The 26,426-nt window shown below is 71.9% G+C and carries 25 protein-coding genes, 4 tRNA genes and 1 pseudogene; 16 read left to right on the plus strand and 14 right to left on the minus strand.

What is annotated here, in order from left to right; translation table 11 throughout:
* From B0I32_RS60455 to B0I32_RS42940, 4 genes and pseudogenes are all read right to left on the minus strand, one after another.
* Positions 1-475, minus strand: a pseudogene (locus B0I32_RS60455) (transposase family protein); the annotation flags it as partial.
* An 89-nt stretch (positions 476-564) separates the two neighbouring features.
* Entirely contained in the window at positions 565-1,242 is a 678-nt protein-coding gene (locus B0I32_RS42925; RefSeq protein ID WP_106249516.1) for a hypothetical protein, read from the minus strand.
* An 86-nt stretch (positions 1,243-1,328) separates the two neighbouring features.
* Positions 1,329-2,240, minus strand: a complete 912-nt coding sequence (locus tag B0I32_RS58260) for a hypothetical protein (protein ID WP_181308399.1) — start codon at positions 2,238-2,240, stop codon at positions 1,329-1,331.
* A 170-nt stretch (positions 2,241-2,410) separates the two neighbouring features.
* Positions 2,411-2,485, minus strand: a tRNA-Val gene (locus B0I32_RS42940).
* 466 nt (positions 2,486-2,951) lie between these two features.
* On the opposite strand from B0I32_RS42940, the gene B0I32_RS42945 reads away from it, so the two are divergent.
* Positions 2,952-3,368: an SsgA family sporulation/cell division regulator gene (locus B0I32_RS42945; protein WP_103958541.1), complete on the plus strand. Its 417-nt coding sequence runs from the start codon at positions 2,952-2,954 to the stop codon at positions 3,366-3,368.
* 7 nt (positions 3,369-3,375) lie between these two features.
* Here the strand turns inward: B0I32_RS42945 and B0I32_RS42950 are convergent, their stop codons facing one another.
* Complete coding sequence (locus B0I32_RS42950) at positions 3,376-3,909, minus strand: DUF305 domain-containing protein (RefSeq protein WP_245956385.1); 534 nt, start codon at positions 3,907-3,909, stop codon at positions 3,376-3,378.
* A 215-nt stretch (positions 3,910-4,124) separates the two neighbouring features.
* Between B0I32_RS42950 and B0I32_RS42955 the strand changes: the two genes are divergently transcribed.
* Positions 4,125-5,462: an LVIVD repeat-containing protein gene (locus B0I32_RS42955; protein ID WP_219912301.1), complete on the plus strand. Its 1,338-nt coding sequence runs from the start codon at positions 4,125-4,127 to the stop codon at positions 5,460-5,462.
* 49 nt (positions 5,463-5,511) lie between these two features.
* Here the strand turns inward: B0I32_RS42955 and B0I32_RS42960 are convergent, their stop codons facing one another.
* The 3 genes from B0I32_RS42960 to B0I32_RS42970 are packed head-to-tail and all read right to left on the minus strand — an operon-like array spanning position 5,512 to position 8,252.
* Positions 5,512-6,342, minus strand: a complete 831-nt coding sequence (locus tag B0I32_RS42960) for an aminotransferase class IV (RefSeq protein ID WP_106249523.1) — start codon at positions 6,340-6,342, stop codon at positions 5,512-5,514.
* Positions 6,343-7,368 carry a chorismate-binding protein gene (locus B0I32_RS42965; protein WP_106249525.1) on the minus strand — a complete coding sequence of 342 codons (1,026 nt, stop codon included), beginning with the start codon at positions 7,366-7,368 and terminating at the stop codon, positions 6,343-6,345.
* Positions 7,335-8,252, minus strand: a complete 918-nt coding sequence (locus B0I32_RS42970) for a LysR family transcriptional regulator (protein WP_106249527.1) — start codon at positions 8,250-8,252, stop codon at positions 7,335-7,337. The genes B0I32_RS42965 and B0I32_RS42970 overlap by 34 nt, the downstream gene beginning before the upstream one ends.
* A gap of 58 nt (positions 8,253-8,310) precedes the next feature.
* Between B0I32_RS42970 and B0I32_RS42975 the strand changes: the two genes are divergently transcribed.
* The gene (locus B0I32_RS42975; protein WP_281262660.1) at positions 8,311-9,501 is read left to right on the plus strand and encodes a Rid family hydrolase; all 1,191 of its coding nucleotides are present in this window, start codon (positions 8,311-8,313) and stop codon (positions 9,499-9,501) included.
* Positions 9,502-9,598: 97 nt separating this feature from the next.
* Here B0I32_RS42975 and hutH read toward each other — a convergent pair whose 3' ends face one another.
* From hutH to B0I32_RS42990, 3 genes are all read right to left on the minus strand, one after another.
* Positions 9,599-11,149 carry a histidine ammonia-lyase gene (gene hutH / locus B0I32_RS42980; protein WP_106249530.1) on the minus strand — a complete coding sequence of 517 codons (1,551 nt, stop codon included), beginning with the start codon at positions 11,147-11,149 and terminating at the stop codon, positions 9,599-9,601.
* Positions 11,150-11,165: 16 nt separating this feature from the next.
* Complete coding sequence (locus B0I32_RS42985) at positions 11,166-11,873, minus strand: ArsR/SmtB family transcription factor (RefSeq protein ID WP_106249532.1); 708 nt, start codon at positions 11,871-11,873, stop codon at positions 11,166-11,168.
* A gap of 119 nt (positions 11,874-11,992) precedes the next feature.
* Positions 11,993-12,544 carry a hemerythrin domain-containing protein gene (locus B0I32_RS42990; RefSeq protein WP_106249533.1) on the minus strand — a complete coding sequence of 184 codons (552 nt, stop codon included), beginning with the start codon at positions 12,542-12,544 and terminating at the stop codon, positions 11,993-11,995.
* 191 nt (positions 12,545-12,735) lie between these two features.
* On the opposite strand from B0I32_RS42990, the gene B0I32_RS42995 reads away from it, so the two are divergent.
* From B0I32_RS42995 to B0I32_RS58265, 5 genes are all read left to right on the plus strand, one after another.
* Positions 12,736-13,464, plus strand: a complete 729-nt coding sequence (locus B0I32_RS42995; protein WP_106249535.1) for an SDR family NAD(P)-dependent oxidoreductase — start codon at positions 12,736-12,738, stop codon at positions 13,462-13,464.
* Between the two features lie 82 nt (positions 13,465-13,546).
* A tRNA-Gly gene (locus B0I32_RS43000) sits at positions 13,547-13,618 on the plus strand.
* A 15-nt stretch (positions 13,619-13,633) separates the two neighbouring features.
* Positions 13,634-13,704, plus strand: a tRNA-Cys gene (locus tag B0I32_RS43005).
* Between the two features lie 6 nt (positions 13,705-13,710).
* A tRNA-Val gene (locus tag B0I32_RS43010) sits at positions 13,711-13,785 on the plus strand.
* A 204-nt stretch (positions 13,786-13,989) separates the two neighbouring features.
* Entirely contained in the window at positions 13,990-16,965 is a 2,976-nt protein-coding gene (locus tag B0I32_RS58265) for a hypothetical protein (protein ID WP_106249536.1), read from the plus strand.
* 75 nt (positions 16,966-17,040) lie between these two features.
* Here B0I32_RS58265 and B0I32_RS43020 read toward each other — a convergent pair whose 3' ends face one another.
* Complete coding sequence (locus B0I32_RS43020) at positions 17,041-17,421, minus strand: nuclear transport factor 2 family protein (RefSeq protein WP_106249538.1); 381 nt, start codon at positions 17,419-17,421, stop codon at positions 17,041-17,043.
* A 74-nt stretch (positions 17,422-17,495) separates the two neighbouring features.
* Between B0I32_RS43020 and B0I32_RS43025 the strand changes: the two genes are divergently transcribed.
* The 7 genes from B0I32_RS43025 to rodA all read left to right on the plus strand — a co-directional run bounded on the left by B0I32_RS43025 (position 17,496) and on the right by rodA (position 24,308).
* Positions 17,496-18,122, plus strand: a complete 627-nt coding sequence (locus tag B0I32_RS43025; RefSeq protein ID WP_106249823.1) for a TetR/AcrR family transcriptional regulator — start codon at positions 17,496-17,498, stop codon at positions 18,120-18,122.
* 58 nt (positions 18,123-18,180) lie between these two features.
* Positions 18,181-18,612 carry a nuclear transport factor 2 family protein gene (locus B0I32_RS43030; RefSeq protein WP_106249540.1) on the plus strand — a complete coding sequence of 144 codons (432 nt, stop codon included), beginning with the start codon at positions 18,181-18,183 and terminating at the stop codon, positions 18,610-18,612.
* A 193-nt stretch (positions 18,613-18,805) separates the two neighbouring features.
* The gene (gene mreB / locus B0I32_RS43035; RefSeq protein WP_106249541.1) at positions 18,806-20,038 is read left to right on the plus strand and encodes a rod shape-determining protein; all 1,233 of its coding nucleotides are present in this window, start codon (positions 18,806-18,808) and stop codon (positions 20,036-20,038) included.
* On the plus strand, positions 20,035-20,778 hold the full coding sequence (mreC, locus tag B0I32_RS43040; RefSeq protein WP_181308401.1) for a rod shape-determining protein MreC: 744 nt from the start codon (positions 20,035-20,037) through the stop codon (positions 20,776-20,778). The genes mreB and mreC overlap by 4 nt, the downstream gene beginning before the upstream one ends.
* A gap of 89 nt (positions 20,779-20,867) precedes the next feature.
* On the plus strand, positions 20,868-21,329 hold the full coding sequence (locus B0I32_RS43045) for a hypothetical protein (RefSeq protein ID WP_106249544.1): 462 nt from the start codon (positions 20,868-20,870) through the stop codon (positions 21,327-21,329).
* Positions 21,322-23,175, plus strand: a complete 1,854-nt coding sequence (locus B0I32_RS43050) for a penicillin-binding transpeptidase domain-containing protein (protein WP_245956387.1) — start codon at positions 21,322-21,324, stop codon at positions 23,173-23,175. Before B0I32_RS43045 ends, B0I32_RS43050 begins: the two co-directional genes overlap by 8 nt.
* A complete protein-coding gene (rodA, locus tag B0I32_RS43055; protein ID WP_106249546.1) occupies positions 23,172-24,308 on the plus strand; it encodes a rod shape-determining protein RodA in 1,137 nt (378 codons plus the stop codon). Before B0I32_RS43050 ends, rodA begins: the two co-directional genes overlap by 4 nt.
* On the opposite strand, the gene B0I32_RS43060 is transcribed toward rodA, so the two are convergent.
* Both B0I32_RS43060 and B0I32_RS43065 read right to left on the minus strand, forming a co-directional pair.
* Positions 24,270-25,253: an amidohydrolase family protein gene (locus B0I32_RS43060; RefSeq protein WP_106249547.1), complete on the minus strand. Its 984-nt coding sequence runs from the start codon at positions 25,251-25,253 to the stop codon at positions 24,270-24,272. The two genes, rodA and B0I32_RS43060, sit on opposite strands and share 39 nt — an antisense overlap.
* Positions 25,250-25,618 carry a metal-sulfur cluster assembly factor gene (locus tag B0I32_RS43065; protein WP_106249549.1) on the minus strand — a complete coding sequence of 123 codons (369 nt, stop codon included), beginning with the start codon at positions 25,616-25,618 and terminating at the stop codon, positions 25,250-25,252. Before B0I32_RS43065 ends, B0I32_RS43060 begins: the two co-directional genes overlap by 4 nt.
* A 71-nt stretch (positions 25,619-25,689) precedes the next feature.
* Here B0I32_RS43065 and B0I32_RS43070 point away from each other — a divergent pair, with 71 nt between their 5' ends.
* On the plus strand, positions 25,690-26,421 hold the full coding sequence (locus tag B0I32_RS43070) for an IclR family transcriptional regulator (protein WP_106249550.1): 732 nt from the start codon (positions 25,690-25,692) through the stop codon (positions 26,419-26,421).
* Positions 26,422-26,426: the final 5 nt, after the last annotated feature.

A 26,426-nucleotide genomic window follows, 5' to 3' on the forward strand; every position in this document is an offset into this window, starting at 1 on the left:
GCGCGGGATCCGGGGCGGTGGCGGCGGCAGCCGCATGAGCAGGCGCAGTGCCGTGGATCTGGAGACCGCGACGGCCAGGACCGCCGAGAGCCGAGAGCCCGCCCGGCCGGCTAGCTCTGTGACCACTGCGCCCAGTTGTCTGGTGAGCCGGCTGGTTCGACGCTGGTAGCGCTCAAGCAGCCCGGGCACCTGCTCACGAAACGTCTGCCGCGCATATTCCCACGCCGGGCAGAGCAGACGCCGTCCCTGTACCGAGATCACCACCCGCCGCCCGTCGAACCGGGACATCGGCTACCGTCCGGCTGTAGTAGCCGTGCACCCGGCCGGTCAGCGTCCCGCACACCGGGCACGGTACCGGCTTATCCCGAGTACAGGTCGTGACCCGAATGAGGTCGTTCTCGCCCGTCACTCCCTCGATGACCAGGGCGGACAGGCCCGCAAACACCACATTTGTAAGATCGTCGATCTTCAGCACGGCCCAGCCTGACAGCTGATCACCCAGCGCCACCACCGATTACGGGCCAGAGCCGTTCTTTGTACAGTCCCACGCCGAAGATTCGGGTATCAGGCGGCCTCGGCGCCGTCGAAGTCTCGGCCGGCGGCGTCTGAGTTCTCGGCTTCGACCGTCACGTCCGAGGTGGCATCCTCATCGCGGCCGTCTCGTGCGGCGTGGGAGTATTGACCCGTTTCGAGTACGACTGTCGCGGGGTGCTCCCCCGGGCTTTCCTCCACGACCTCTGCCTGGTCGACGGGTACGTCTCCCTGGTAGGGAGTGCCGTCGATGAGAGCCTGCTCGATCGGGGCAGGCTGGTACGGCTGCAGCGTGCGCGTGCCGAGTTCCGGTCCGAGGGTGTTGACCAGAAACCGGAGCCACAGGGCCGCATCTTCGCTAGAGCACGGGCCGTACTGGTCCGGCCGCCAGGTGTTCTTGCAGTCCTGGCTGGCTCTGGTCATCTGGTGCTCGAAGGCCACGGCGATGAGCCGCAGCAGCATCCTGGCCTGCTGGCCGGTCGAGGCGTCCCGTAGTGCTTGGTCGAGATCCGCCGGGCCGCCGAACTCCTCGTACAACGTGCTGCGACGGGACGACGTCAGGTAGTCCCGTACCGGACCGGGCATCTCCACCAGCATCTTGGTGACGAACGGCAGCACGGGCTTGGGTGCGGTCTTGCGCTGGAAGAACTCCGCCAGCCACTGCTGTCGCAGGGTGCCGACACGCGGCCAGGCGTTACGTCCTTCGATCACGATCTTCCTTGACGGCTCGTCCCCTCTGGGCTTGGTGTCCACGCGAGACGATGATGTTGCCTGGGCGTTCGAGGGCTCGGGGGCGCCTAGCCGTGCTCGGCGGGAGTGGTGCAGTAGTACTCCGGCTCGGTCTTGTTGTAGCTGTAGAAGAACGCGCCGTGCCCGGCGCAAGCGGCATGCCGATCAGGTTCCGAGTCGAACCCGTCGACGAGGTGGGCCAGGGTGTGGAGCAGGAACGCCTCCGGGGGCCGCGTTTCGGTTACGCGAACACCGGCCGCCTCCAACCTGGCGATGATCCTGTCGTGCTCGGCTTCCTCGGCCAGTTCGTCACGAACGGTCTCGACGGCATAGGCCACGGGGTGACCCCAGTCGATCCGCTGCTGGATCCTGGCCAGCGCGGCGTCATCGCCGTCGAACTCCGACAGCAACGCGATGTCGTCGAGCGTCCAGACATGGTCCATGGCGCGTGCGGCCCGTTTGGTCTGCTCGCTGATCCGGCCGGCCGCGATGCCCGCGCTGATCTGCTCTTTCGTACGGCCGGTACGCTGACGCAGCTCGGTGCGGGTGGCGCCTGCCTGATGTGCCTGGAACAGGGCCTGGGCTTGCTCGAACGCCGAAAGAGGAAGGCGGAAGTCTCCGTCGTTCTCGACGAGCTGGTCGATGAACAGACCAGCTCGGTCACCGGCCATGGTCAGATCGACCAGGCACAGCATCGTCTCCAACTGGAGCTTGCGGCCTCCTTCCAGGCGGCGGTTGCCCTTGGTCACCCAGAAGAGGTAGTCCTCTTCGCCTTCCTGGCGCTCATAGTCGTCGGGGATGGGAATCGCGGTGAGCACCACCTGCTGCTTGGCGAGCAACGACTTACAGAAGGCGGAGGTGATGCCGTAATCCTCACGGACGTCCGACCGATCAAGGTTCACGACACCCGCCGTACATGCGCCTCGCTGCTGGTCGCCCTCGACGTCCACCCGCGCGTGGCGATGCAGATCCTCCGCCACAGCAAGATCGCCGTAACCATGGACATCTACAGCGAGGTGCCGAGCGAGGCCACCAGGATGGCTCTCAGGCGCCTGGGGGACAGCCTGGGCTCGTAGGGACTGCTGCACAATGCTGCTGCATAAAGATCAAAAGGGCCACTCCCGCGTGATGGGATGTGGCCCTTGACCTGTGGTGGGCGATACTGGGATCGAACCAGTGACCTCTTCGGTGTGAACGAAGCGCTCTCCCGCTGAGCTAATCGCCCGCCCTGCCGGTGCCTTGCGGTGCCGACGTGGAAAACCATACCGCACTCCGGGGCCCACAGCGAAACCAATACGAGGGGGCGATCAAGGGGAGGAGCGAGGCGTCTCGGGGGTCGGGTCAGAGGGATTCGGGTGAAACGCGGCGGTTGCCCATCGGCACGGCGGGCGGGTGGCATACCATCGTCGTGTCCCGGAAGGCATCGGCCACGATCTTTGGTGAGAAACGTTCATGGGCGGCGCGTCCGGGGCAGGCTCCAGAGCACGCAAAACCCTTGCAAATACGACCCGATTGATGCCGTTTAGCCTGGTAGATGCCTAAATGTCCAGCTGTGATGTGCGTTACAGAAGGCCCTGGAAGCGGAATCTTTCCTACAGGTTTCTTCGTTCCGCGTCATAGCTCGCGACGAAGTCCGTCAGAGCAGTGAAAGCCCCGAAGAGGGGACCTACGACGAAAAGGTTTGGCTGACGATGAACAGCACCACCGTCTCCGCCGAGCTTGGCCTTCGGCTTGTGGTCCCCGACCGTACGACCGTCCCCCTGCTCGCCGGACTGAGTTACACAGCCGACGACCCTTATGCCATCCGCATGGCGTTCCACGTAGGGAACGACGAACCGGTCGAGTGGATCTTCGCCCGCGAGTTGCTGACCGTGGGCATCGTGAGGCGTGTCGGCGACGGCGACGTGCAGGTCTGGCCCGCACGCGCCGACGGCGAGCGCACCTTGCACATCAGCTTGACGTCCCCGTTCGGGCAGGCGCTGTTCGAGGTGCCGCTGGCCCCGCTCACGGAGTTCCTGCACCGTACGTACGAGAAAGTGCCGGCCGGGCGTGAGACCGACTACATGGATCTGGACGCTGAGCTGACCAACATGTTGTGGCCCTCCTGAGCCGACGCTAGGCGGGCAGGGAGCCCAGGACCTCGCGCATGCGGGCGATCTCGATGCTCTGGCCCGAGTGGACATCCTTGGCCAGCAGCCGCATGCGCTGGTCGCGGCCCCCGGCCAGCTCCTCCCCCGCCATCTTCACCGCCCCCTCGTGGTGCCTGGTCATGAGCTGCAGGAACATCCGGTCGAAGACCCCTCCCTGGGCGGCGCGCAGCGCGTTCAGCTGGTCCTGGGTGGCCATGCCGTAACCGGGGTCCGTCGTGTGCGCGTGCCCGGCGGGGGCCTCGCGGCCCAGTTCGCGCAGCCAGGTGGTCATGGCCTTGATCTCCGGGGTCTGGGCGGCGGCGATCTGGCGGGCGAACGAGCGGATGGCCGGCGTCGTCGTACGCGCCTCCACCAATGAGGTCATCTCCAGTGCCTGCCGGTGGTGCGGGATCATCCCCTCCGCGAAGCGCACGTCCGAGGCCACCGTGGCGGCCGGCGTCCGCCCGACGCGCTCCCCCGGCGTCGCCGTACGGGCCGGAGCGCCGGGGCTGCCGGGCACGATGACCGGCGCCTGCGTACCTATGGGTGACGGCCCGGCGGGCCGAGGTGGCTCCGGTGTGCACGCAGTAAGCGCAAATGTCGCCATAACTGTGATGATTACCGTACGCGGCCTCGCACCTGCTGACATAGCTTCCATAGTGAGCTACGAGACAAAGGGGATGCGCGTTGATCTCTGCCACATTGCGCGGAGCGTTGCTGTGTACGGCGCTGTTAATGGCCTCCGCCTGCGCCGCGGAGCCACCCGCGGCCGGTACGCCGACGCCCGCCGGTACGCAGGAGACCAGCGCCGCGGCCGGTACGCCGGCCGCGTCGGCCGCGGGTGACGTGAAGACGAGCCCGAACGTCGAGCACGTCGCCCACATCCCGCGGGCGGCCCCGCTCAACGGGGAGGCCGACTTCAACACCGACCTGGCCTTCCAGGGGGACTACGCCTACGTAGGGAACTTCGGCGGCTTCGCGATCTACGACATCAGCGACCCGACGAAGCCGCAGGTCGTCAGCCAGGTGTCCTGCCCGGCGCAGCAGAACGACGTGACGGTGCACGAGAACCTGCTGATCCTGTCGATCGACGAGCCGCGCGGCGGCCCGGAGTGCGACTCCGGCGAGGGCCGGCGCAGCTGGGAGGGTCTGCGGATCTTCGACATCAGCGACAAGAAGAGTCCTGAGTACGTCGGCGCGGTCCAGACCGAGTGCGGCTCCCACACCCACACGATGGTCCCCGCCGGGGAGAGCCTCTACGTGTACGTCTCGTCGCCGGGCCCGGAACCGGACTCGGAGACCTGCCCCGCTCCCCACGAACTCATCCAGATCGTGGAAGTCCCCATGAAGTCGCCGGAGAAGGCGAAGGTCGTCGCGAAGCCGGACATCTTCCCCGAGCGTCAGCACTCCGAGTTCGCCTCCGGCTGCCACGACATCACCGCGTACCCGGAGAAGAAGCTGGCGGCGGCGGCCTGCTTCGGTGACGGCGTGCTGCTCGACATCGCCGACCCGGTCAAGCCGAAGGTGCTGCAGCAGCTCACCGACACCGAGAACTTCCAGATCTGGCACTCGGCCACGTTCAACAACGACGGGACGAAGGTCGTGTTCAGCGACGAGCTGGGCGGCGGCGGCCAGGCCACCTGCGACACCAACACCCCGGCCACCAAGGGCGCGAACGCCGTGTACGACCTGGTCGGCGGCAAGCTGGAGAAGCGCGGCTACTTCAAGATCCCGCGGGTGCAGCAGGAGGACGAGAACTGCGTGGCCCACAACGGCTCCCTGGTCCCCGTCAAGGGCAAGGACATCATGGTGCAGGCGTGGTACCAGGGCGGCGTGTCGATCTGGGACTTCACCGACTCGGCCGCGCCGAAGGAGATCGGGTTCTTCGAGCGCGGGCCGCACCCGGAGGGGGGCATCGCGGGCTCGTGGTCGGCGTACTACTACAACGGCTACATCTACTCCAGTGACATCCTGGAGGGCCTGGACGTCCTGAAGATCACCGATCCGCTGACCGATCCGGCCGGGCAGGTCAAGATGGACGACTTCAACGTTCAGACGCAGAAGTCCTACTGATCCGACGCGGAAAAGCCGTGGGCCCGCAACGGGCCCACGGTGGTCGCGGTCAGGGGTTGAGGTCGGCGGCCGAGCGCTCGGCGAAGACCTGCATGGCCTTGGTGGTGATCGGGCCGGGCGCGGCGGGCAGCTCGGTGTCGTCGACGAGCCTGATCGGCTGGACGTCGCGGGTGGTGGAGGTGAGGAACGCCTCCTCGGCCTCGTACAGGGCCTGGAGCGGCACGTCGGCCTCCTCGCCGCCGCACCATTCGAGCACCAGCGCCCGGGTGACGCCGGCCAGGCAGCCGGAGCCGAGGGTGGGCGTGAGCAGGCGGCCGCCGCGGACGATGAAGATGTTGGAGCCGGTGCCCTCGCACAGGTTGCCGGCCAGGTTGCCGAAGATGGCCTCGCCGCCGCCGCGCCGCTTCGCGTGCAGCAGCGCCTTGGCGTTGTCGCCGTAGGAGGTGCTCTTGACGCCGGACAGGGCGCCGCGCTCGTTGCGCGGCCACGGGACGACGGCGACGTTCGCCGTCTCGGGGAACGGCTTCTGCTCGTCCACGATGACGACGGAGGTGGTGCCCTGGTGGCCGCGGTCGGAGCCGAGCGGGCCCGGGCCGCTGGTGTAGGTGACGCGGATGCGTCCGAGAGACCAGGCGGGCGCGACGGCGAGAAGCCGGTCGATGCCGTCGGCGATGGCCTCGACGTCGGGGTCGGGCAGGTCCATGCGCTGGGCGGAGAGCGTGAGCCGGTCGAGGTGCCGGGTGAGCGCGAACGACTTGCCGTCAACGATCTTGATCGTCTCGAAGACGCCGTCGCCGACCATGAGCCCGTGGTCGAACACCGAGACGGTGGCCTTCCCGGGGTCGATCACTTGCCCGTTGACCCAGACAGGGATGTTCATTCAGATTCCTCCTGTGGATGCCAGCGCGATCAGCCTGGCTGCTTTGAGCTCGGTCTCGAACCACTCGCGCCCGGGGTCGCTGCCCCAGGTGATGCCCGCTCCCGTGCCGAACCGGAGCTCGTCTCGGCCGTCGGCCGAGGGCGAGATCCAGAATGTCCTGATGCCTACGGCCAGCGCCGCCCTGCCTCGGTCGGCGTCGACCCAGCCCACGGCCCCACAGTACGGGCCCCGGGGGACCGGTTCGAGCTCATTGATGATGCGCAGAGCCGACGACTTCGGCGCGCCTGTGACAGATCCGGGCGGGAAAGTCGCGGCGAAGAGCTCGGGCCAGCCCGCCCCGGGCGCGAGCCGGGCGCGGACGGTGGAGACGAGGTGGACCAGCCCCGGGTATTCCTCGGCCGCGCACAACGACGGCACCTCGACGGAGCCGACGGCCGCGACCCGGCCGAGGTCGTTGCGGACGAGGTCGACGATCATGACGTTCTCGGCGTAGTCCTTCTCCAGCAGGCCGTCCACGGTCTCGGCCGTGCCCTTGATGGGGCCCGACTCGATGACGTCGCCGTCGCGCGACAGGTACAGCTCCGGCGAGGCCGAGACCACGCTGAGGCCGGGGACCTGGATCACGGCCGCGTACGACGCCGGATGGGCCTCGGCGAGCCGGGCGGCCAGGGCGAGCGGGTCGGCGTCGGGCGGCACGGGCGCGCTCAGGACCCGGCAGAGGTTGGCCTGGTAGACCTCGCCCTGCTCGATGTAGGCCCTGATGGCCTGGACGCCGCGCTCGTAGCCGGCCCGGTCGAGGGAGCTGCGCCACTGGTCGGGCCGGGGGCCGCGCCAGGGGGCGGCGGGCGTGGGCAGGGGGGCGCGGCGCACCCGGTCGAACCGGGCGCACGTCACCTTGCCCTCGTAGTCGACGACGACGGCCCACCAGCCCTCGCTGTCGAGCGCGGCGAGGTCTGAGGTCACGTCGCGCAACCCGGTGGCGGACACATGACCTAAGTGGGCGAAACCGTCGTACACGCCTTCCATTCTCCCAGCATCTGGACCAGCTCCAGCGCGGCGGGCAGTGGCGTATCGGGCAGGGCCGCGTAGACCTTCCGTACGGGCGCCGTACCCTTCAGCGGTTTGAGCACCAGATCCGCCGGTACGGCCCGCGCCGCGAGCTCCGGCACCAGCGTCACCCCGAGCCCCGCCGCGACGAACCCGAACTTGCCCGACCATTCGGCCACCCGCAGCCCGCTGCGCGGCGTGAAGCCGGCCGCCGCGCACGCCGTCACCAGCAGCGTCGGCTGACCGCGCGGGGCGGCCTCGATCCAGGTCTCGGCGGCCAGGTCGCGCAGGTCCACCTCCGGCTCGGCGGCCAGCCGGTGCCCGGCGGGCAGCGCGACGAACAGCCGGTCCTCGATCAGCGGCACGGTGCCCGCGCCGCCGCCGGGCAGGCCCGCCGGGTAGTCGCTGATGACGGCCACGTCGAGGGCGCCCGCGTGCAGCCGGTCCATCAGGCGGGAGCTGAGCCCCTCCGTCAGCCGCAGCTCCACGCGCGGGTTGCGGCTCGCGAAGCGCTTGAGCGTGCCGGGCACCAGGTCGACGTTGGCCGTGGCGAACGCGCCCACCCGCAGCGTGCCGCCGCGCCCGCCGTGGATGGCGGCCAGCTCCTCCCCCGCCCGGTCGAGCCGGTCGAGCACGGCCACCGCGTGCCGGTGCAGCGCGGTGCCGGCGGGCGTGAGACGCACGCCCCGGGCCAGGCGCTCGAACAGCGGCCCGCCGGCGGCGCGCTCCAGCGCGGCCACGCGGCGGGAGACCGCGGACTGGGTGTAGCCGAGCAGCTCGGCGGCGGCGGTGAACGAGCCGCTTCTGGCGACCTCGTCGAACAGGCGCAGCGCGGCGGTGTCGAAGGCATTCGTGTCAGGCATGGCTGGTATGCAATCTAGTCGCTGGTGGAATACCTCGCGACGGGGTTCACTGAGGCACGTGATTGCATTTCTCGGACAGATTGCATTTCTCGGGCAGGGACGCATGGGCGTCCCGATGGCGCGGCGGCTCATGCTCGCCGGGTACGAGGTGACGACGTGGCGACGCGCGGACGGCGTGGCGGTGGCCGAGGCGGTCGAAGGGGCCGAGCTGGTCATCACCATGCTCAGCGACCCGGCGGCGGTGCGCGAGGTCCTGACGGCGGCGCTGCCGGGGCTGCGGCCCGGCGCGACGGTGGTGGAGATGTCCACGATCGGCCCCGAGGCGGTGCACGCGCTGCGGGCGCTGCTGCCGCCGGAGGTGGGGCTGGTGGACGCGCCGGTGCTGGGCAGCGTGGGGCCGGCCGCCGAGGGCGGCCTGACCGTGCTGGCCGGCGGTGACGTGGCGGGGTGCCGCGAGGTCCTGTCGGTGTTCGGCTCCGTACGAGAGACCGGGCCGCTGGGGTCCGGCGCGGCCATGAAGCTCGCCGTCATGAGCGCGCTCGTGCCCGCGCAGGTGCTGGTGGCGGAGACGCTCGCGTACGGGCGGGAGCACGGCGTGGACCGCGGCGCGCTGCTCGACGTGCTGGCGGGCACCCCGCTCGGCGCGGTGGCCGAGCGGCTGCGGACCCCGGCGGAGGAGACCAGGTACTCGCTCGCGCACGCCGCCAAGGACCTGGAGCTGGCGGCCTGGGAGGGCGCCTCGATGGCCGCCGCCGCCCGGGCCAGGCTGCAGCATGCGCGGGCCGCCGGGCTGGGCGGGCGCGACCTGACGGTCATCGCGGCCCACGTCGGAGCCCCTTCTCCTGAGCGTCCGGAACGGCGGGCCGTGCCGCTGAACCTGACCACGATCCCGGCCACGAACGGCTTCTACTCGCACGCCGTCCGCGCCGGCGACACCCTCTACGTCTCCGGCCAGGCGGCCTTCGACGAGCGCGGCGAGGTGGTCGGCCCCGGCTCCATGGAGGTCCAGGCCGAGCACGTCTTCCAGGTCATCGCCCGCATCCTGGCCGACCAGGGGGCGACGTTCGAGGACGTGGCGTTCATCCGGACGTACCTGACGGACATGGAGGACAGGGCCGCGCTCGGGCGGGTGCGCCGGAAGTACCTCACCGGCACGCCGCCGGCGAGCACGACGGTGGAGGTGTCGAAGCTGTTCCTGCCGGGCCTGGTGCTGGAGGTGGACCTGATCGTGGCCCTGCCGGGCCGGTAAGGAGGCGGCTCGACCTGCCGGGCCGACAAGGGGCGGGCCCGGCAGGCCGGCGGTGCGTCAGGCGAGCGGGCCCTGTGCCGGGACCGGTATGACAGCGTCAGGCGAGCGGGCCCGTGACCGACTCGGCCGCCGCGACGACGCCGCCCTCGGCCACCAGCCGTACGGCGGACTCGATCTCCGGGGCCAGGAACCGGTCGGGGCCCGGCGCGGGCACGGTCTCGCGCAGCGCCCTGACCACGGCCGCCGTCGCGGGCGCGGGCTCCAGCGGGGCGCGCAGGTCGAGGGCGCGGGCGGCGGTGAGCACCTCCACGGCCAGCACCCTGGTCAGCCCGTCCACGGACCTGCGCAGCTTGCGCGCGGCCGACCAGCCCATGGAGACGTGGTCCTCCTGCATGGCCGAACTGGGGATGGAGTCGACGCTGGCGGGCACGGCCAGCCGCTTCAGCTCCGAGACGATGGCCGCCTGGGTGTACTGGGCGATCATGTGGCCGGAGTCCACGCCGGGGTCGTCGGCGAGGAACGCGGGCAGCCCGTGGTTGCGGGCGACGTCCAGGAAGCGGTCCGTACGGCGTTCCGACATGGAGGCCAGGTCGGCGGCCACGACGGCGAGGAAGTCCAGCACGTACGCGACGGGCGCGCCGTGGAAGTTGCCGTTGGACTCCACCCGCCCGTCGTCCAGCACGGCCGGGTTGTCGACGGCGCTGGCCAGCTCCCAGCCGGCCACGGTGGCGGCGTGCGCGATCGTGTCGCGGGCCGCCCCGGCGACCTGAGGGGCGCAGCGCAGCGAGTACGCGTCCTGGACGCGCGTGCAGTCGCCGGGGTCGCGGTGGCTGGCCATGACGCCCGAGTCGCGCAGGATCCTGGTCATGTTGGCGGCGGAGAGCGCGAGGCCCGGGTGCGGGCGCAGCGCCTGCAGCTCGGGGGCGAACACGCGGTCGGTGCCGAGCAGCGCCTCCACGCTCATCGCGGCGCTCACGTCGGCGGTCCTGACGAGCCTGGTGAGGTCGTCGATGGCGAGGATGAGCATGCCGAGCATGCCGTCCGTGCCGTTGATCAGCGCCAGACCCTCCTTGGCGGCCAGCTCGACGGGCTCGATCCTGGCCTGCTTGAGCGCCTCGGCCGCCGGCCGCACGTTGCCGGAGGCGTCCCGCACGACGCCCTCGCCCATGAGGGTGAGCGCCACGTGCGCCAGCGGGGCCAGGTCGCCGGAGCAGCCGAGGCTGCCGTACTCGTGCACGATCGGCGTGATGCCCGAGCTGATCAGCGCGGCCAGGGTCCTGGCCGTGGTCGGCCTGATGCCGGTGTGCCCGGTGGCCAGGGTGTGCAGGCGCAGCAGCATGAGCGCGCGCACCACCTCGGTCTCCACCTCGGGACCGTTGCCGGCCGCGTGCGAGCGCACCAGCGAGCGCTGCAGCTGGGCGCGCAGCGCCGGGTCGATGTGGCGGGTGGCCAGGGCTCCGAACCCGGTCGAGATGCCGTACGCGGGCGTGGGGCTCTCGGCCAGCTCGTCCACCCGCTGACGGGCCGCCGCGACGGCGGCCATGGCGTCGTCGGTGAGCTGGACGGGGGCCCCGTGGCGGGCCACCCTGATGACGTCGTCGAAGCTCAGTGGCTCAGGACCGACGTTCACGACTCCGTTGTCGCCCATGTTGCGTCTCTCCCACTCAGGTAACCGGCGTACCCGATGTTAGCTCCTTACTTCCGAAGAGCTCCGCCAGCCCCTCCTGACCCGCGTCGGTGAGGGTCACGGCCCTCGGCACGCTGTCGCGCCGGTACCACCCGCGCTCGAACAGAACCTCCGTGATCGCCGCGCCGAGCGCTCCGCCGAGGTGCGCCCTGCGCTCGGTCCAGTCGAGGCACTCGGGTGCGAAGCGCCGCCTGGACCCGCGCGCGCCGGCCACGTCCACGCCCAGCCGCGACAGCAGCCGCTCCCCCGACTCGGTCAGGTCGCCGCCCGCGAGGTGGCCGCCCCGCACGAGCCGGTCGAGCAGGCTTACGCCGGCTCTGCCCGCGAGGTGGTCATAGCACGTACGGGCCTCCTCCAGCCGCCTGGCCTGCCGGGACTGGCGCAGCGAGCGCACCGGGGGGCGGGCGCTGATCCTGGCCAGCACTTCCAGCACCTCGGCCACCTCGTGGCCGGACAGGCGGTAGTAGCGATGACGGCCCTGGCGTACGACGTCCACCAGCCCGCCCTCCAGCAGCCTGGCGAGGTGGGCGCTGGCGGTGGCCGCGCTCACGCCGGCCATCCTGGCCAGCTCCCCCGCCGCCAGGGCGCGCCCGTCGAGCAGGGCCGTCAGGATCGCCGCCCGTGTGGGGTCGGCGATCAGCGCGGCGACGGGCGCGATGTCGGCGTCGCGAGCGATGTACTCCATGCTCAATACGCTAATACGTGGACATTTCGCTCAGGGTCGAAGGATGTCGTGCTGCTTCGGCCCGGGGCCGCTCTGCCGCTTCGGGCCTGGGCCGCCCTGCTGCTTCGGCTCGGTGGCCGTCAGCGTTTGCCCAGGGCCTTGCGGATCAGGTCACGTGCCCGGTCCATGATCGCGGTGGGCGGGCCCATCAGCAGGTTCCTGGTCAGGGACTCCGTGCCGGGGTGCGGGCGCGACGGCGCGAGCGACTCCGCCGCCCGTACGGCCGCCGCCATGGCCCGGCGCTCCACCACGGAGGTGTGCGCCCGCAGTCTGGCGAACTCGTAGCGTTCCTCGCTGCGCGCGTGCGCCGTCACGGCGGCACGCAACTCGGCCAGGCGGTCCCAGAAGCGCGGATCGTCCACGCCGGCCCTGTGCAGGGCGACGAGCATGCGCTTGGTCTTGTTCTCCTCGGTCAGCCGGTCGGCCACGACGCCCTGGCCGTTGTCGAGCTTCCTGCGCGCGTACGGGTGGACGATCTCTTCCTCGGCCGTCTCATGAACGGACATCAGGCGCGACAGCCGGTCGAACGCCGCACCGACCTTGTCCGCGGGCGCCCGCTCCACCTCGTCGAACAGGTCCCTGATCCGGCCGTGCTGGGCCACCAGCAGGTCGATGACATCATGTTCAGCCACGTCCGCGCCTTACCCGGTTCGGCTCGGGGGCACGCGCGGGCATACCGAACCCAGTCCCCCGGGACACCTAACGCGGAGCTTGCCCGTACGGACCCCGCCCTCGGAACCCTGACCCGCCGACCTCGCCCGCCGACCTCGCCCGCGGACCTGCGCCGCGGCTGGTGACCCGTCGCTGGCTACAGTCGAGTCTTATGACCTCGAATGTCGCGCTCGTGACCGGCGCCTCGCGTGGCCTCGGCACCGTGATCGCCCGCAGGCTGGCCGCGGACGGTTTCGCCGTCGCCGTCAACTACTCCAGGAACCGGGACGGGGCCGAGCGGGTGGCCCGCGAGATCCGCGCCACGGGCGGCACCGCCGAGACGTTCGCCGCCGACGTCACGGACGAGTCCTCCGTGGCCGGCCTGGTCGCCGCCGTCGCCGGGCGGCTGGGCCCCGTGGCGGTCCTGGTGGCCAACGCGACCGGCCCGCAGCCGTCCGTCCCGCTCGCGGACCTCACCTGGCAGGACCACCTCGACCAGCTCACCTTCTTCGTCAAGAGCCCGACGCTGCTGGTCCAGGCGGTACTGCCCGGCATGAAGGAGCGCGGCGGCGGGCGCGTCATCCAGATCGGCTCCGACATCGTGGACCGCAAGCTGCCCGGCATGTCCGCCTACACCGCCGCCAAGGGCGCCCAGCACGCGATCACCGAGGTGTGGGCCAAGGAACTGGGCCCGTACGGGATCACGGTCAACGTGGTCGCGCCCGGCTGGATCCCGGTCGAGCGGCACGCGGGGCTGGACGAGAGCGACTACCTCGCCGAGGTGCCGCTGGGCCGGATGGGCACGCCGGAGGACGTGGCCGCGGCGGTGGCGTACCTCGCCTCGGAGGACGGCGCGTTCGTCACCGGACAGCGCATCACCGTCAACGGCGGCCACACGTGACCTGGGCGCGCGTATTCCAGTTTGGGGACTGGGCCAGTTTTCGCTAGAGTTCTCTCGTCGCCCCGCGCGAAACGGGGCGAAGGCGGAAGTGGCTCAGTGGTAGAGCATCACCTTGCCAAGGTGAGGGTCGCGGGTTCGAATCCCGTCTTCCGCTCGGAGCTTCCGGCTCGGTGGCGTGGCCGAGAGGCGAGGCAGCGGCCTGCAAAGCCGTCCACACGGGTTCAAATCCCGTCGCCACCTCTGCAAGGACGATTAGCTCAGCGGGAGAGCGCTTCCCTGACACGGAAGAGGTCACTGGTTCAATCCCAGTATCGTCCACCATCTTTCAGAGCCCCGGCCGATGAGCCGGGGCTCTGTCTTTCCTCCCTTTTCTCTTGGCTTCTCTGGATTCCGCCTTCGGCCTGGGTCCGGCATTCTCCCGGCGCTCTCGGCGCGGGCTCGGCGATAGGCGGAGGCGCTCACCTGGTGGCCACTTCCCGGTCACCGGCGTGCGCACCCGGCTCCGTGGCGGGCACATGACGGGGCGTGGCGAAGACGACCCGCACCTTCCTGCTCGCCGCCGCGGGCATCGCGCTCGGCGTCTGCGGCCTGTGCGCGCTGCCGCCCGTCGGCGGCTTTCTGCTCGGGCGGGCCGTGGCGTCCGTACTGGTCTTCCCCGGGCTGGGACAGGGGCTCGCGGCGGGCACGGCGGTGACCTTGGTGGTGTACGCCGTGTTGCTGACCTGCGGGGCGTACGTCGCCTTCCGGTGGTCGGGGTTCGGCGCGTCGCGGATCGGGCTGCTCGTGTGCTGGGGGCTGGCGGGCGGACCCGCCGGGGTGCTGGCGGTGCTGCTGTGGGCGCGGGGGCACGGCGTACCGTTCGACGGGTACGCCCGGTACGCGGCCTCGTGGGGGATGGCGACCGCCCTGCTGGCCGCGCTGCTCACGATGGCCGCCACCCGCCTCCTCCCCGCCCCGACCGGCGACGGCCCGCCCGTTCCCGAGGACGAGCAGGACCCGGCGTCCGCCGACAAACCCACCATCCGTAAAGGGACATCCGCCAAGGAAACGCCGGCCGCCCCGCGAAAGGGGGCGCCGGCCAAGGAGACACCCCCCACCGGCCGTAAGGCGACTCCCGCCAAGGAACCGTCGGCCACGGGCCGCAAAGCGACATCAGTCACCGGCCGCAAGAGGGCGCCCCGGGTCCGGGAGCAGTCCTCCGGGTCCGTGCGGCGGCTGGTCTTTCATCCTCGCTCCTGGGTGCTGCCGTGTCTGGTGGCCGGGTGGGCGGTGGTGTGGAGCGTGCTGGTGCGTGACCGGCAGCCCCTGATGGCCTGGCTGCCGCTGTCCCTGAGCTACTTCACCCAGGTGGCGGTGGTTCTGGCGAGCATCGCGGCCGGGTACGTGGAGGGCACGCTGCGGCGCCGCTTACCCGTGGAGGGGCGTCCCGGGCGGGCGTTCGTGCTGGCGTGGATCTCGGCGTCGGTGGCGCCCGTCGTGTACGCGGCCGTCGTCGCCATCGACCTCGGCATGCGGGAACGGCTGCTGGCCGCGCCGCTGAACCCGGCCTGGATCGCCGAGTACGCCGCCGATCTGGGCGCGGTGCTGGTGGCCGAGCCCGTCCAGGTGGCCCTGCCGCCGCTGGCGCTGGCGCTGGCCGCGGTCGGGGTGCAGGCGGTGCCGCCGCTGCGGCGGGCGGCGGCGGGCGAGCCGGATCCGGTGCGCACGGACCGGCGGTGGGCGCTGCTGGTGGCGGGGGCCGCGCTCGCGCTGACGTACTTCTGCCTGGCCGTCACGTCCCGCTTCCCGCTGCTGACGCGGCGCACGTTCGACGCGGAGACGCCCGCGATGGTGCGGGCGCTCGCACTGCTCTCCCCGCCGGATCCGGTGCTGGGCGTGACGGCGGTGGTGTGGTCGTGGGCGACGACGGCAATGTTCGCGGTGGCGACGGCCGGGCTGGTCTACGTCGCGGTACGGGGCCAGCTCGTGCGGCTGTTTCCCGCCTCCTCCTACGTGGTGCTGGTGGGGGCGCTGGCGCTGGCCACCGCACTGGCCTGGACCGTGGGCGGGATGATCGGCCGGGCCGTGACCGGGGAGGAGCCGGTGGGGATCTCCCCCGCGGCCCAGGCGACGGAGTTCGCCGCGTTCGTCGTGCCGGTGTTCGCGGCGCTGCTGTTCATCGTGCACTCACAGGTCGGGGTGTCGAGATTCGCCAAGATCGTGGACCTGGAGAACGAGCAGACCTGGGAACAGGCGACCGAACGCTACCGGGCGTGGCGGGATCGGACGCGCGACCACGTGCCTTCCTGGCGTGAGCGCGGGGTGATCGCGGGCATGGCGGCCGCGGGCGCGCTGGTGCCACTGGTGCTGGCCGGCGCGCTGATGCCGTTGGTGTCCCTGATGGGGGCAGGCTCGGCACACGGGCTCGGCGCGGGCGGTGGGCTGGGCTTTCCGGTGCCGTCGTTGGTGGGGCCGGTGGCCGACGCTCTGACGTGCGCGGCCTACCTGGTGTTGCTCGCGGGGCTGGTCTTCGTGTCGCTGATGAGGGTGAACCTGCGGGAGCGGCGGTGGTCGGTCTGGGCGGCCGTGTGGGGTGCGTCCGTGGTCGCGGGTATGGCGGCGGGGTTGGCCACTCCCGCTGGGCTGCTGCTGGGGCTGGTGGCGGGGCCGTTCGCGGTCGCGGGGGTGGTGGCGGGGCCGCTCCTGGTGGGACGGCGCAGGGTGCTGGTGGTTGCGGGCGCGGTGCTGCTGCTGGTGACGGCGGCGCCGCTGGTGCGGAGGGCTCCGGCCGGTGTACCGCTCACGATCACGACGGCGACGTGGCGGACTCAGGCGCCGGGGCTCACGGTCGAGATCTCCTACCCGGTGGTCGCGGGCGGATCCGACGCTGCTCGGGTCGGTGCGGCCCTGGTGGCGCCGGTACGCGCGTACGTCGAGCAGTTGCTGCGGCGGCACCGGGAGGACCCCTCACGCGATCCCGCCCCAGCGACCAGCCCGGGAACCAGTGGGACGACCGGCCCGGTGACCAGTGGGACAACCGACCCCAGGACTGGCCCCGCCCTCGCTCGGGCAACCGGCCAAGCGGCCGGTCCAACGGCTGGCGCGACAACCGGCACGACGCCCGGTCCGGCGACTGGCTCGGCGGCTGGACTCGTGACCGGTGGTTACACGGTGGTGCGCAATGACGCCGGGGTCGTTTCCGTGCGTTATGCGTTGTCCGGTGAGGTGGGCCGAGCCGTCACCTACGGGCGGGCCGAGGGGCGGGTGCTGGAGGTGCGTGACCTGTTCGTCCCCGCCGCCTTCACCCCCACCGGACGGCGGCAACTGGCCGGCGCGCTGCGGCCGCTGATGCCCAAGGGGCACGTGCCCAGGACCGTGAGCCTGGACAGCGACCGGCTGCTGGTCAACCTGGCTCCGGGCGCCGTGGAGTTCGCGTTCGGCCGCGACTACTTCTGCGCCCCCTGCGCCCCGGTCACGGTGCGGGTCCCGGACGCGCGGCTGACCGGCCTCAGGCGCGGCTGACGGGCAGCAGGCCCACCGACGCGTCCGGACGCCCAGGTGGTCGACCTCAGGCGCGGGTCGCGGGCCGGGGTGGCGTTAGAACATCCCGTTCGGGTTCAGGGCTTCCGCCGGGATTTCTTGCATGACGTCCCAGTGCTCGATCAGCTTGCCGTCCTCGAGCCGGAAGATGTCCATGATCGCCGTGCCCCGCTGCCCGGGCTCGCGGACCGCGTACACGTGCCCGACGACGTAATCGTCCTCGGCGAGCAGGCGTCTGACCTCGACCCGGAGCGCCGGGAAGGTCTCCTTGAGGTGGCGCAGGCGCGCCTGGAGACCGTCGGGGCCGTCGGCTATCTGCGGGTTGTGCTGGGTGTAGTTGTCGCCGACGAGCTTGGCGACGGTGTCGAAGTCCTTTTCGTTGAAGGCGGCCTCGTAGAAGTCGAGGACGGTCTGCTTGTTCGACGCGACGGTGGGCATGCGAGAGCTCCCATGACTGAACGGCTGTAGCGCTACGACTGTAGCGCTACGAGTGTCGGGATACAATGGCGGCCATGAGCACCACTGCGTCGAGTGACCGCCAGGCGCGCGGGCGCAACCGGAGAGGCCAGGGCGAGCGGCTGCGGGAGGACTTCGTCGAGGCGGCCACCCGGCTGCTCGACGAGCTCGGCGACGACGAGGCCCTGTCGATGCGCGCCGTGGCCCGCGCCGTCGGCAGCGCCGCGACCTCGGTCTACCTGCACTTCGCCGACCGCGACGCCCTCGTGCTCGCCGTGCTCGACCGCTGCCACGACGAGCTGACCCGGGCCGTCGACGATGCCGAGGCCGCCTCGGACGACCCGGTGACCCGGCTCCGCGCGCGCACCCTGGTGCTGGGCGCCTGGGCGCACCGGCATCCCGGCCTGTACAAGGTGCTGCACGAGAGCGCGCTCAACGAACGGGCCGAGATGCCGTTCAAGCGGCGCCTGGCCGAGCGCGCCACCGCCGCCGTCCAGCGCTGCATGGACGCCGGCCGCGCCCCCGCCGACGACGCCGCCACCGTCGCGCTCGATCTGCGCGCGGCCGTGCACGGAGCCGTCTCGATGCGCCTGCACCAGCCCGGCCACCCGTGGCCGCCGCTGGAGGAACAGGTCGAACGTTTCCTCGTCAAGCTCGTCGGGATCCGCCCGCCGGCTCCGTGATCAACCACGAGAACCCGGCGATCTGGTCATCCGGCCCGCCGGGCGCGACGATCAGCTCATGGAGACTCAGGAGATCGCCGACCGATTAGAGATCACCGGCCTGCTGGCCCGCTACACCTTCGCGATCGACTCCGGCCAGTGGGACCTGCTCGACGAGGTGTTCACGCCGGACGCGTCGATCGACTACAGCTCGTCAGGAGGCATCAAGGGCACGCGGGACGAGGTCAAGGTCTGGCTGGCCGAGGTGCTGGCGCACTGGCCGGCCCGCCTGCACCTGATCGGCGCGGCGCGGATCGACTTCCTGGACGGCGAGGCCCGGGTGAGCGCCCCGTTCACCGACACCCTGGCCCCGACGCGCGAGCTGGTCGCCGCCCGTACCGAAGGGTTCCTGCACGGCGGCGGCTACTACCACCACCGCCTGCGCCGCACCGACAGCGGCTGGCGCAGTGTCGAGCTGGTGGAGGAGCAGAGCTGGCGCACCGCCCGGTGAGCGATAGCCCATCCCGTCATCGGGGAGGTGCCGCGCGCCGTCGTACGGACCGGCGCGCGGCACCTGCCCGACCCCTGCTGACCTGCGCAAACGACCACAGGTACAGATTTATCGCGTTTGTGGGCAGATCGGCGAGGGCAGCGCCACAGCGGGTAGTGTCCCCCTGCCCTTCCCGGTCGAAAGGCTGTGCGGTATGGCGTTCGCATGGGCTCTTCTCGGTCATGACATAGCGGTCGATCTCGGCACGGCCAACACGCTCGTGTACGTCCGCAGGAAGGGCATCGTGCTGAACGAGCCCTCCGTCATCGCGATCAACCTGCACAAGAACACCGTCGTCGCGGTCGGCAGGCCGGCCAAGCGCATGATGGGCCGCACTCCCCCGCACATCGCCACGATCAGGCCGCTCAAGGACGGCGTGATCGCGGACCTCGACGCGGCGGAGCGGATGTTGCGCATGTTCATCCAGAAGGCGCATCCCAGCAGGTTCCTCGCCAAGCCCCGCATCGTGGTGGCGGTCCCGAGCGGCACCACCTCGATCGAGCAGCGGGCGGTCAAGGAGGCCGCGTACGAGGCGGGCGCGCGGCGGGTGCACATCATCGAGGAGCCGATGGCGGCGGCGATCGGCGCCGGGCTGAAGGTCGGCGAGGCCACCGGCAACATGGTCGTCGACATCGGCGGCGGCACCACGGAGGTGGCCATCGTCTCGATGAGCGGCGTCGTGGTGGCCAAGTCGCTGCGGGTGGGCGGCGACGAGCTGGACGAGGCGATCATCACCCACATCAAGAAGGAGCACGCGCTGCTGCTCGGCGAGCGCACCGCGGAGCGGCTGAAGATCGACCTCGGCATGGCCAGGCCGGCGCCCGTGACGGCCCGCGACGCCGATCCCGAGCCGAAGGGCCGGCACCGGGTGGGCGTCTGCGAGCTGCCGGTGGACGGCCCGCCGGTCGAGGCTCCGGACGAGGATGCCTCCGAGCGGCCCGCGCCGCGCGGCTGGAACCCGTTCCGGTCCCGTCCGAAGCCGGAGAGCGCCGCCCAGACCGCCGCGCCGCGGTCTCTGGAGCCGCGCGCCTCCGCCCCCGTACGCGGGCGCGACCTCGTCAGCGGCCTGCCGAAGACCGCGACCATCACCGCCGAGCAGATCAGCGAGGCCATCGAGGACGAGGTCCAGGCCATCATCGACGCGGTCCAGACGACGCTCGACCAGTGCCCGGCGGAGCTGGCCGGCGACCTGCTGGACAACGGCATCGTGCTGACCGGCGGCGGCGCCCTGTTACGGGGCCTGGCCGAGCGCATGGGCGAGGCCACCGGCATGCCGATCAGGGTGGTGGACAAGCCGCTGTACTCGGTCGCGCTGGGCGCGGGCCGCTGCGTCGAGCGGTTCCAGGCCATGCGTGACGTGCTGCTGCCCGACTGGTCACGCCGGTGAGGCGGACGTTCGTCCTGCTCCTGCTCGGCACCGCGGTCCTGCTGGTCGTGACCGACCGCTGGCTCCTGCCGCTGACGTCGCTGCGGGCGGCGGGCGCGGCCGTGTACGGCGCCGCGGAGGGCGCGGCCGGCACGGTGACCAGGTCCTTCGGCGGGGACGGGCGGCTGCGGGAGCTGGAGCTGGAGAACGCCGCGCTGCGCGCCGAGCTGCTGTCCACGGGCGCCCGTTCGGTGAGCGCTCCGCCGCGCGGCGTCTCCGCGTCGCGCGGGGTGGCCGCGTACGTGGTGGGGTTCGGGCGTGGGCAGCGGGTGACCGTCGACGCCGGATCGGGCTCGGGGGTCGTGCGCGACGTGACCGTGCTGAACGCCGACGGCCTGGTCGGCAAGGTCACCTGGGCCGGCGCCGGCACCGCCTCGGTCTCCCTGATCACCGACGCGGCCTCCTCCGTGGGGGTGCGGATGGCCGGGTCGGGTGAGCTGGGGGTGGTGACGGGGCTGCCGGGCGAGGGGCTGCTGCGGCTCAGCCTGTTCGACCCGGACGCGCCGCTGCGGGCCGGCGACCAGGTGGAGACGCTGGGCTCGGCGGGCGGGCGGCCGTACGTGGCCGGGGTGCCCGTCGGCGCGGTCACCACGATCGAACGGGTGCCGGGCGCGGCCACCCGCACGGCGCTCGTACGCCCCGCCGCCCGGCTCTCCGCGCTGGGCCTCGTCACGGTCATCGTGCCGGAACCGGAGCGGTGAGCCGTGGGGCCGGTACGGGCGTCGTCGCTCCCGCACTTACCCGTGGGCCCGGTGGTGTGGCCGCTCCCGTCGGTAGCGGGAGGTGTGCCGTGGGGCTGGTGATGTTGGTGCTGGCGGCGCCGTTGTTGCAGGTGCTGCTGGTCAATCGGTCGCCGTGGGGTGGGCCCGATCTGGTGGCGCTGGCGGTGGTGTGGCTGGCGGTGGCCCGGGGGCCGGTCTGGGGGTGCGCGGCGGGGCTGGCCGCCGGGCTGGCCGCCGACGTGACGCCGCCCGCCGACGGCACGGTGGGGCGCGCGGCGCTGGCGCTGTCGGTCACCGGGCTGCTGGTGGGGTGGTGGAGCGGGAGCAGGCCGCTGGTGGCGGCGGGAGCGGGGGCTCTGCTGGGGCCGCTGCTGCAGAGCGCCGCCGCCGTGGCGCTCGGGGACGAGCCGTGGCGGGCGGCGGTGGCGGGGCTGCCGCTGACGCTGGCCTGGATGGTGGGTCTCGGCGTCGCCGTCGGTGCGGTGCTCGCACGACGACATCCGGCCGAGAGGGTGATGCGGCGTGTCTAGAGCGCGGTTGTTCGTGTTGCGGCTGGCCGTCTCGGCGATGGTGGTCACGCTGCTCGGACGGCTGTGGTTCCTGCAGGTGGTCAGCGGGGAGCGGTACGTGCAGGCGGCGGCCGACGTGCGGATCAGGAGTGTGACGCTGCCGGCCGTCAGGGGGCCGATCCTCGACGTGGCCGGGCGGCCGCTGGTGACCAACAGGACCAGGCCGGTGGTCACGGTGGACGCGGTGGAGCTGGCCCACCAGCCGGACGGCGGGCGTGAGGTGCTGACCCGCCTGGGTAAGGCGCTGGGACGGTCATACCGGCAGATCGCGGAGAAGGTGCGCTCATGCGGGCCCTCGGTGCCGCGCCCGTGCTGGCCGGGCTCGCCGTACGAGCCGATCCCCGTCGCCGAGGCCCTGAGCGTGCCGGCGGCGCTGCAGATCAGCGAGCGCCAGCAGGACTTCCCCGGCGTGCGCACGGAGCTGCGCCCGGTCAGGGCGCACCCGGCCGGCGCCTCGGCCGCCCACACCCTCGGTTACGTCCAGGGCACGGAGGGCCGCGACGGGCTCGAAGGCGGCTACGACCGGGAGCTGGCCGGGCGGGCCGGGCGCAGGGACGTGGCCGTGGACAACACCGGCCGGGTCACGCGGACGGTCACGGAGGTGCCGCCCGTTCCCGGGAACACGCTCGTGACCAGCATCGACTCCCGCATCCAGGCCATCGCCGAGCGGGCGCTCGGCCGGGGGCTGCGGGCCACGGGCGGCACGTCGGGCGCGGCCGTGGTGCTGGAGTCGGGGACGGGCCGGGTGGTCGCGCTGGCCGGGCGGCCCTCGTACGACCCGGGCGTGTGGACCGACGGCGTGACGGCCGCGGAGTACCGGGCGCTGCCGCTGCTGTCGCAGGCTGTGCAGGGCGAGTGGGCGCCCGGCTCGACGTGGAAGGTGGCCTCGGTGGCGGCGGCCGCGTCCGCCGGGTACGCGCTGGGCGCCACCTACGACTGCCCGGCCGGTTACCCGATCGGCGGCCGTACGTTCGGCAACTTCGGCGACGCCGACCTGGGCCGGATGACGATGCACGGCGCGCTGGTGCGGTCGTGCGACACGATCTTCTACCGGCTGGCCGACCAGCTGTGGCAGCGCCGCTCGAACGTGCCGCAGGAGACCGCCCGCGGGTTCGGCTTCGGCGTGCCGACCGGCGTGGACCTGCCCGGCGAGGCGGCGGGCGCGGTGCCGGACGCGCGGTCGAAGAAGGCACACTGGCGGGCCACCCGCGCGGAGAGCTGCCGCCGGGCCGTCAAGGGCTATCCGGAGCTGGCCGACCGGGCGCGGGCGGCCTACCTGACCACCATCGCCGGGGAGAACTGCCGGGGCGGCGGGGCGTGGCGGGGCGGCGACGCGGCCAACTTCTCCATCGGGCAGGGCGGGGTGCTGGTCACGCCGTTGCAGCTGGCGCGGGCGTACGCGGCCGTGGCCAACGGCGGCACCCTGCACAGCCCGCGCGTCGGCCTGCGCGTCGTACGCCCCGACGGCACGACGGCGCGGGCGATCACGCCGCCGGTGGCGGGGCGGCTGCCCGCCTCCCCTGAGACGCTGCGCTTCATCCGCCAGGCCCTCGCCCAGGTGCCCAGAGAAGGCACCGCGGCAGGCGCCTTCGAGGGGTTCCCGTTCGGGAAGATCGCCGTGGCGGGGAAGACGGGGACGGCGGAGTCGTTCGGGCACCGGGACACCTCCTGGTTCGCCTCGTTCGCGCCCGACCCCGCGTACACGGTGGTCGTCGTGCTGTCGCAGGGCGGCAGGGGCGCGGAGGGCGCCGCCCCGGCCGCCCGCGAGGTCTGGGAGGGCGTCCTCGGGCTGAGGGAGCGGCGATGATCACGATGTCCGGCAGGCGGCCGCTGGTGTGGGCGCCGTCGCTCGGCCCGCCCGACCGGGTGCTGACGCTGCTGGCGCTGGCCCTGTCCGGGACCGGGCTGCTGCTGGTGTGGTCGGCCACCCGGATGGAGGGCGACCACGGGCTGCTGGTGCGGCAGGCGGTGTCCGCCGGGGCCGGGCTGGTGCTGATGTGGCTGGTCTCGCGGGTGGACCTGCGGGTGCTGCGGGCGTACGTGCCGCTCGCGTACGTGCTGGCGCTGCTGTCGCTGGCCGGGGTGCTGAGCCCGCTGGGGGTGCGGGTCAACGGGGCCCACTCGTGGATCGTGCTGGCGCCGGGGGTGCAGTTCCAGCCGTCGGAGTTCGCCAAGGTGGCGCTGGCGCTGGCGTTCGCGGTGCCGCTGGGTGAGTTGCTGGACGGGCGGCGGCGGCCGGGGTTCGGCGGGGTGCTGCTGGCGCTGGTGCTGGCCGCGGTGCCCATCGCCCTGATCGGGTTGCAGCCGGACCTGGGCACGATGGTGGTGTTCGCGGCCATGGTGGCGGGGGCGCTGCTGGTGTCGGGGGCGCCCAAGCGGTGGCTGCTGGTGCTCGCCCTGGGGGCGGCGGGCGCGGCGGTGGCGGCGTGGCGGTTCGGGCTGGTGCGGCCGTACCAGGTGCAGCGGCTGCTCGTGCTGGCCGACCCCGGGGCCGATCCGGGCGGCGTCGGGTACAACTCGGCCCAGGCGCGCATCGCGATCGGCTCCGGCGGCCTGTACGGCAAGGGGCTGTTCAACGGCGAGCAGACGGCCGGGCATTTCGTGCCCGAGCAGCACACCGACTTCATCTTCACCGTGGCCGGCGAGGAGCTCGGCTTCGCCGGCGCGGCGCTGATCGTGCTGGCCGTGTTCGCGCTGCTGTGGCGGGGGCTGTCGATCGCGCGGCGCAGCGCGTCGCCGTACGGGACCGTGCTGGCGGGGTCGCTGGTGTCGTGGCTGGCCTGCCAGACGTTCATGAACGTGGGCATGACCCTGGGGCTCGTGCCGGTCGTGGGCGTGCCGCTGCCGTTCGTCTCCTACGGCGGCTCGGCCACGGTCGCGGGGCTGCTGGCCGTCGGGCTGCTACAGGCGGTGCACAGGACCAAGGCCATGCAGCCGTAGCAGGTTCTCACCGAGGATCTTGCGTTTGGCCTGGTCGGTGAGCTGCGGGTAGCCGTACCCGTCGCAGAGGTCCTGCGGGATCGTGAAGTCCCGAAACGCCCGCAGCGCCCATTGAGGATGGAAGATCGGCGCCTCCGAGCCGTAGATGATCTTGTCTTCGCCGCACCAGAAGAGCAGCTTGCCGATGATCTCGGCGAACATCCGCGGCGCCCTGACGATGAAGTTGATCGTGGCGGCCAGGTCGGCGTACAGGTTGGGGTAGCGGATGAGCTGCCAGCAGGTCTCGTCCAGGAACGGCAGGCCGACGTGGAAGATGACGAAGTTGATGTCGGGGAAGTTGGCGGCGGCGCCGTCCATGTCCCACGTCTGCGTGTGCTCGATGGGCTGCGGGCCCAGCGGCACGCCCTTGTGCACGCCGATCAGGTTGACGCCCAGGTCGCGCGCCTTCTCGAAGATCGGGAAGGCGATCCTGGGGTCGTCCATCCGCCACGGGTACGGCGAGCCGTAGTCGTAGCGGACGTTGTAAAGCTTGAACGCGCGCGCGTTGTACTCCCCCACCTGGCGTTCCATCAGATCGAGCGCCTTGCGGCCCTCCAGGGGGTTGACCGTGCCCCAGAAGATCGTCCGGTCCGGGTCGCGGGCGGCCAGCTCGGCGCACTCCTGCCACGGCGACAGGCCGTCGTGGTAGAGGTCGGTGAGCGGCAGCGGCATGGCGACGAGCATGTCCGTGCCGGACTCCTCGTAGACCATGCGGCGGATGTCGTCGACCGTCCACCGGCGCAGGAACTCCTCGGGCGGCAGCTTCGGCTCGCTCTCCGGGGTGAGCGTGGTGTGGAAGGCGTACAGGTGGTTGGAGAACATCTGCCCCGCGGAGCCGTAGGCGTTCTTGGCCTCGAAGTTGAACACGTGGGCCACGCTGTCGAACACGAAGAAGTCGTCGATCACCGCTGTTCCCTCCTCGCCACATAGGCCGCCTTGTCGGGCACCTGGGCTGGGTCGGGCAGGAAGCGCAGCATCCTGGCCGCCCTCGGGGAGAGCCGGTCCACGGTCCACGCCTCGTCCCACACGACCTCGACCTCCGCCTCGCGTACGCCCGGCTGTTCCTCGATGCGCTCGCGCACCTCGGTGAGCACCCTGGCGGCGAACGGGCACCAGCCCGAGGTCAGCAGCAGCTCCACCCTGGCCAGGCCCTCGTTCACCTCGACCGACCGGATGAGCCCCATCTCCACCACGGAGATGCCCTTCTCCCTGCAGCACGGGTCGTAGACCCCGGACAGCGCCTGACTGGCCCACCGTGGTATCTCCGGCATGACCTCATCGTCGGACGGGTGTGCCGCCTGGGGTAGGCGTCCGTTTTTCAAATGACGAACATGCTTGGAGGATGACCGACGATGAACCCAGCGATCTGATCCGCAGCGTCTCGCGCGCCCTGCGCGTGCTGGAGGAGGTCTCGCGGGCCGACCGGCCGCTGTCGGTCAAGGTGATAGCCCGCCGGTGCGGCCTCAACCTGTCCACGTCCTACCATCTGGTCCGCACTCTCTGCTACGAGGGTTATCTGCACCGGCGGCCCGACGGCGACTACATGATCGGCTCGAAGGTGGCCGAGCGGTTCCACGAGATGCTGGAGGCGTTCGAGCGCCCGCCCCGGGCGGCGGAGGTGCTGCGGCAGCTCGCCGCCGAGTCCGGCCACACCGCCTACCTGGCGCAGCTCACCGACGCGCGGCTGGTGGTGGTGGACGTGGCGGAGGGGCCGCGCTCGCCGTGGCTGGAGGACCTCCAGGCGGGCCTGGAGACGGCCCCGCACGCCACCGCGCTCGGCAAGGCGCTGCTGCTGTCGCTGCCGCCGCGGATCCGGCAGGGCATCCTCACCGAGTACGGCCTGCGCCGCTTCACCGCCGCCACCCCCACCAGCGTCGAGGACGTCGAGGAGGAGCTGGCGCGCTTACGGCCGGGCCAGGTGGTGGAGGAGTACGGGCAGTTCAGGGAGGAGGTGGCCTGCGCGGGCGCGGTCGTGCCCGGCACGCAGTGGGCGATCGGCATCTCCACCCGCGGCCTGTCCATCCCGGCGCTGGCCCGCGCCCGGCTGCGCGAAGCGCTGCGTGACCTGACCTGATCCGG

Source organism: Nonomuraea fuscirosea, from assembly GCF_003001935.1.
Taxonomy (GTDB): Bacteria; Actinomycetota; Actinomycetes; order Streptosporangiales; family Streptosporangiaceae; genus Nonomuraea; species Nonomuraea fuscirosea.

Coding starts and splice junctions, on each gene's coding strand:
- B0I32_RS43025 (WP_106249823.1), top strand. CDS start 17,496: ATGAGCACCACTGCGTCGAGTGACCGCCAGGCGCGCGGGCGCAACCGG.
- B0I32_RS42945 (WP_103958541.1), top strand. CDS start 2,952: ATGAACAGCACCACCGTCTCCGCCGAGCTTGGCCTTCGGCTTGTGGTC.
- hutH (WP_106249530.1), bottom strand. CDS start 11,149: ATGGGCGACAACGGAGTCGTGAACGTCGGTCCTGAGCCACTGAGCTTC.
- B0I32_RS43070 (WP_106249550.1), top strand. CDS start 25,690: ATGACCGACGATGAACCCAGCGATCTGATCCGCAGCGTCTCGCGCGCC.
- rodA (WP_106249546.1), top strand. CDS start 23,172: ATGATCACGATGTCCGGCAGGCGGCCGCTGGTGTGGGCGCCGTCGCTC.
- B0I32_RS42960 (WP_106249523.1), bottom strand. CDS start 6,342: ATGAACATCCCTGTCTGGGTCAACGGGCAAGTGATCGACCCCGGGAAG.
- B0I32_RS42970 (WP_106249527.1), bottom strand. CDS start 8,252: ATGCCTGACACGAATGCCTTCGACACCGCCGCGCTGCGCCTGTTCGAC.
- B0I32_RS42955 (WP_219912301.1), top strand. CDS start 4,125: ATGGCCTCCGCCTGCGCCGCGGAGCCACCCGCGGCCGGTACGCCGACG.
- mreB (WP_106249541.1), top strand. CDS start 18,806: ATGGCGTTCGCATGGGCTCTTCTCGGTCATGACATAGCGGTCGATCTC.
- B0I32_RS42995 (WP_106249535.1), top strand. CDS start 12,736: ATGACCTCGAATGTCGCGCTCGTGACCGGCGCCTCGCGTGGCCTCGGC.
- B0I32_RS43020 (WP_106249538.1), bottom strand. CDS start 17,421: ATGCCCACCGTCGCGTCGAACAAGCAGACCGTCCTCGACTTCTACGAG.
- B0I32_RS42965 (WP_106249525.1), bottom strand. CDS start 7,368: ATGGAAGGCGTGTACGACGGTTTCGCCCACTTAGGTCATGTGTCCGCC.
- B0I32_RS43065 (WP_106249549.1), bottom strand. CDS start 25,618: ATGCCGGAGATACCACGGTGGGCCAGTCAGGCGCTGTCCGGGGTCTAC.
- B0I32_RS43030 (WP_106249540.1), top strand. CDS start 18,181: ATGGAGACTCAGGAGATCGCCGACCGATTAGAGATCACCGGCCTGCTG.
- B0I32_RS42985 (WP_106249532.1), bottom strand. CDS start 11,873: ATGGAGTACATCGCTCGCGACGCCGACATCGCGCCCGTCGCCGCGCTG.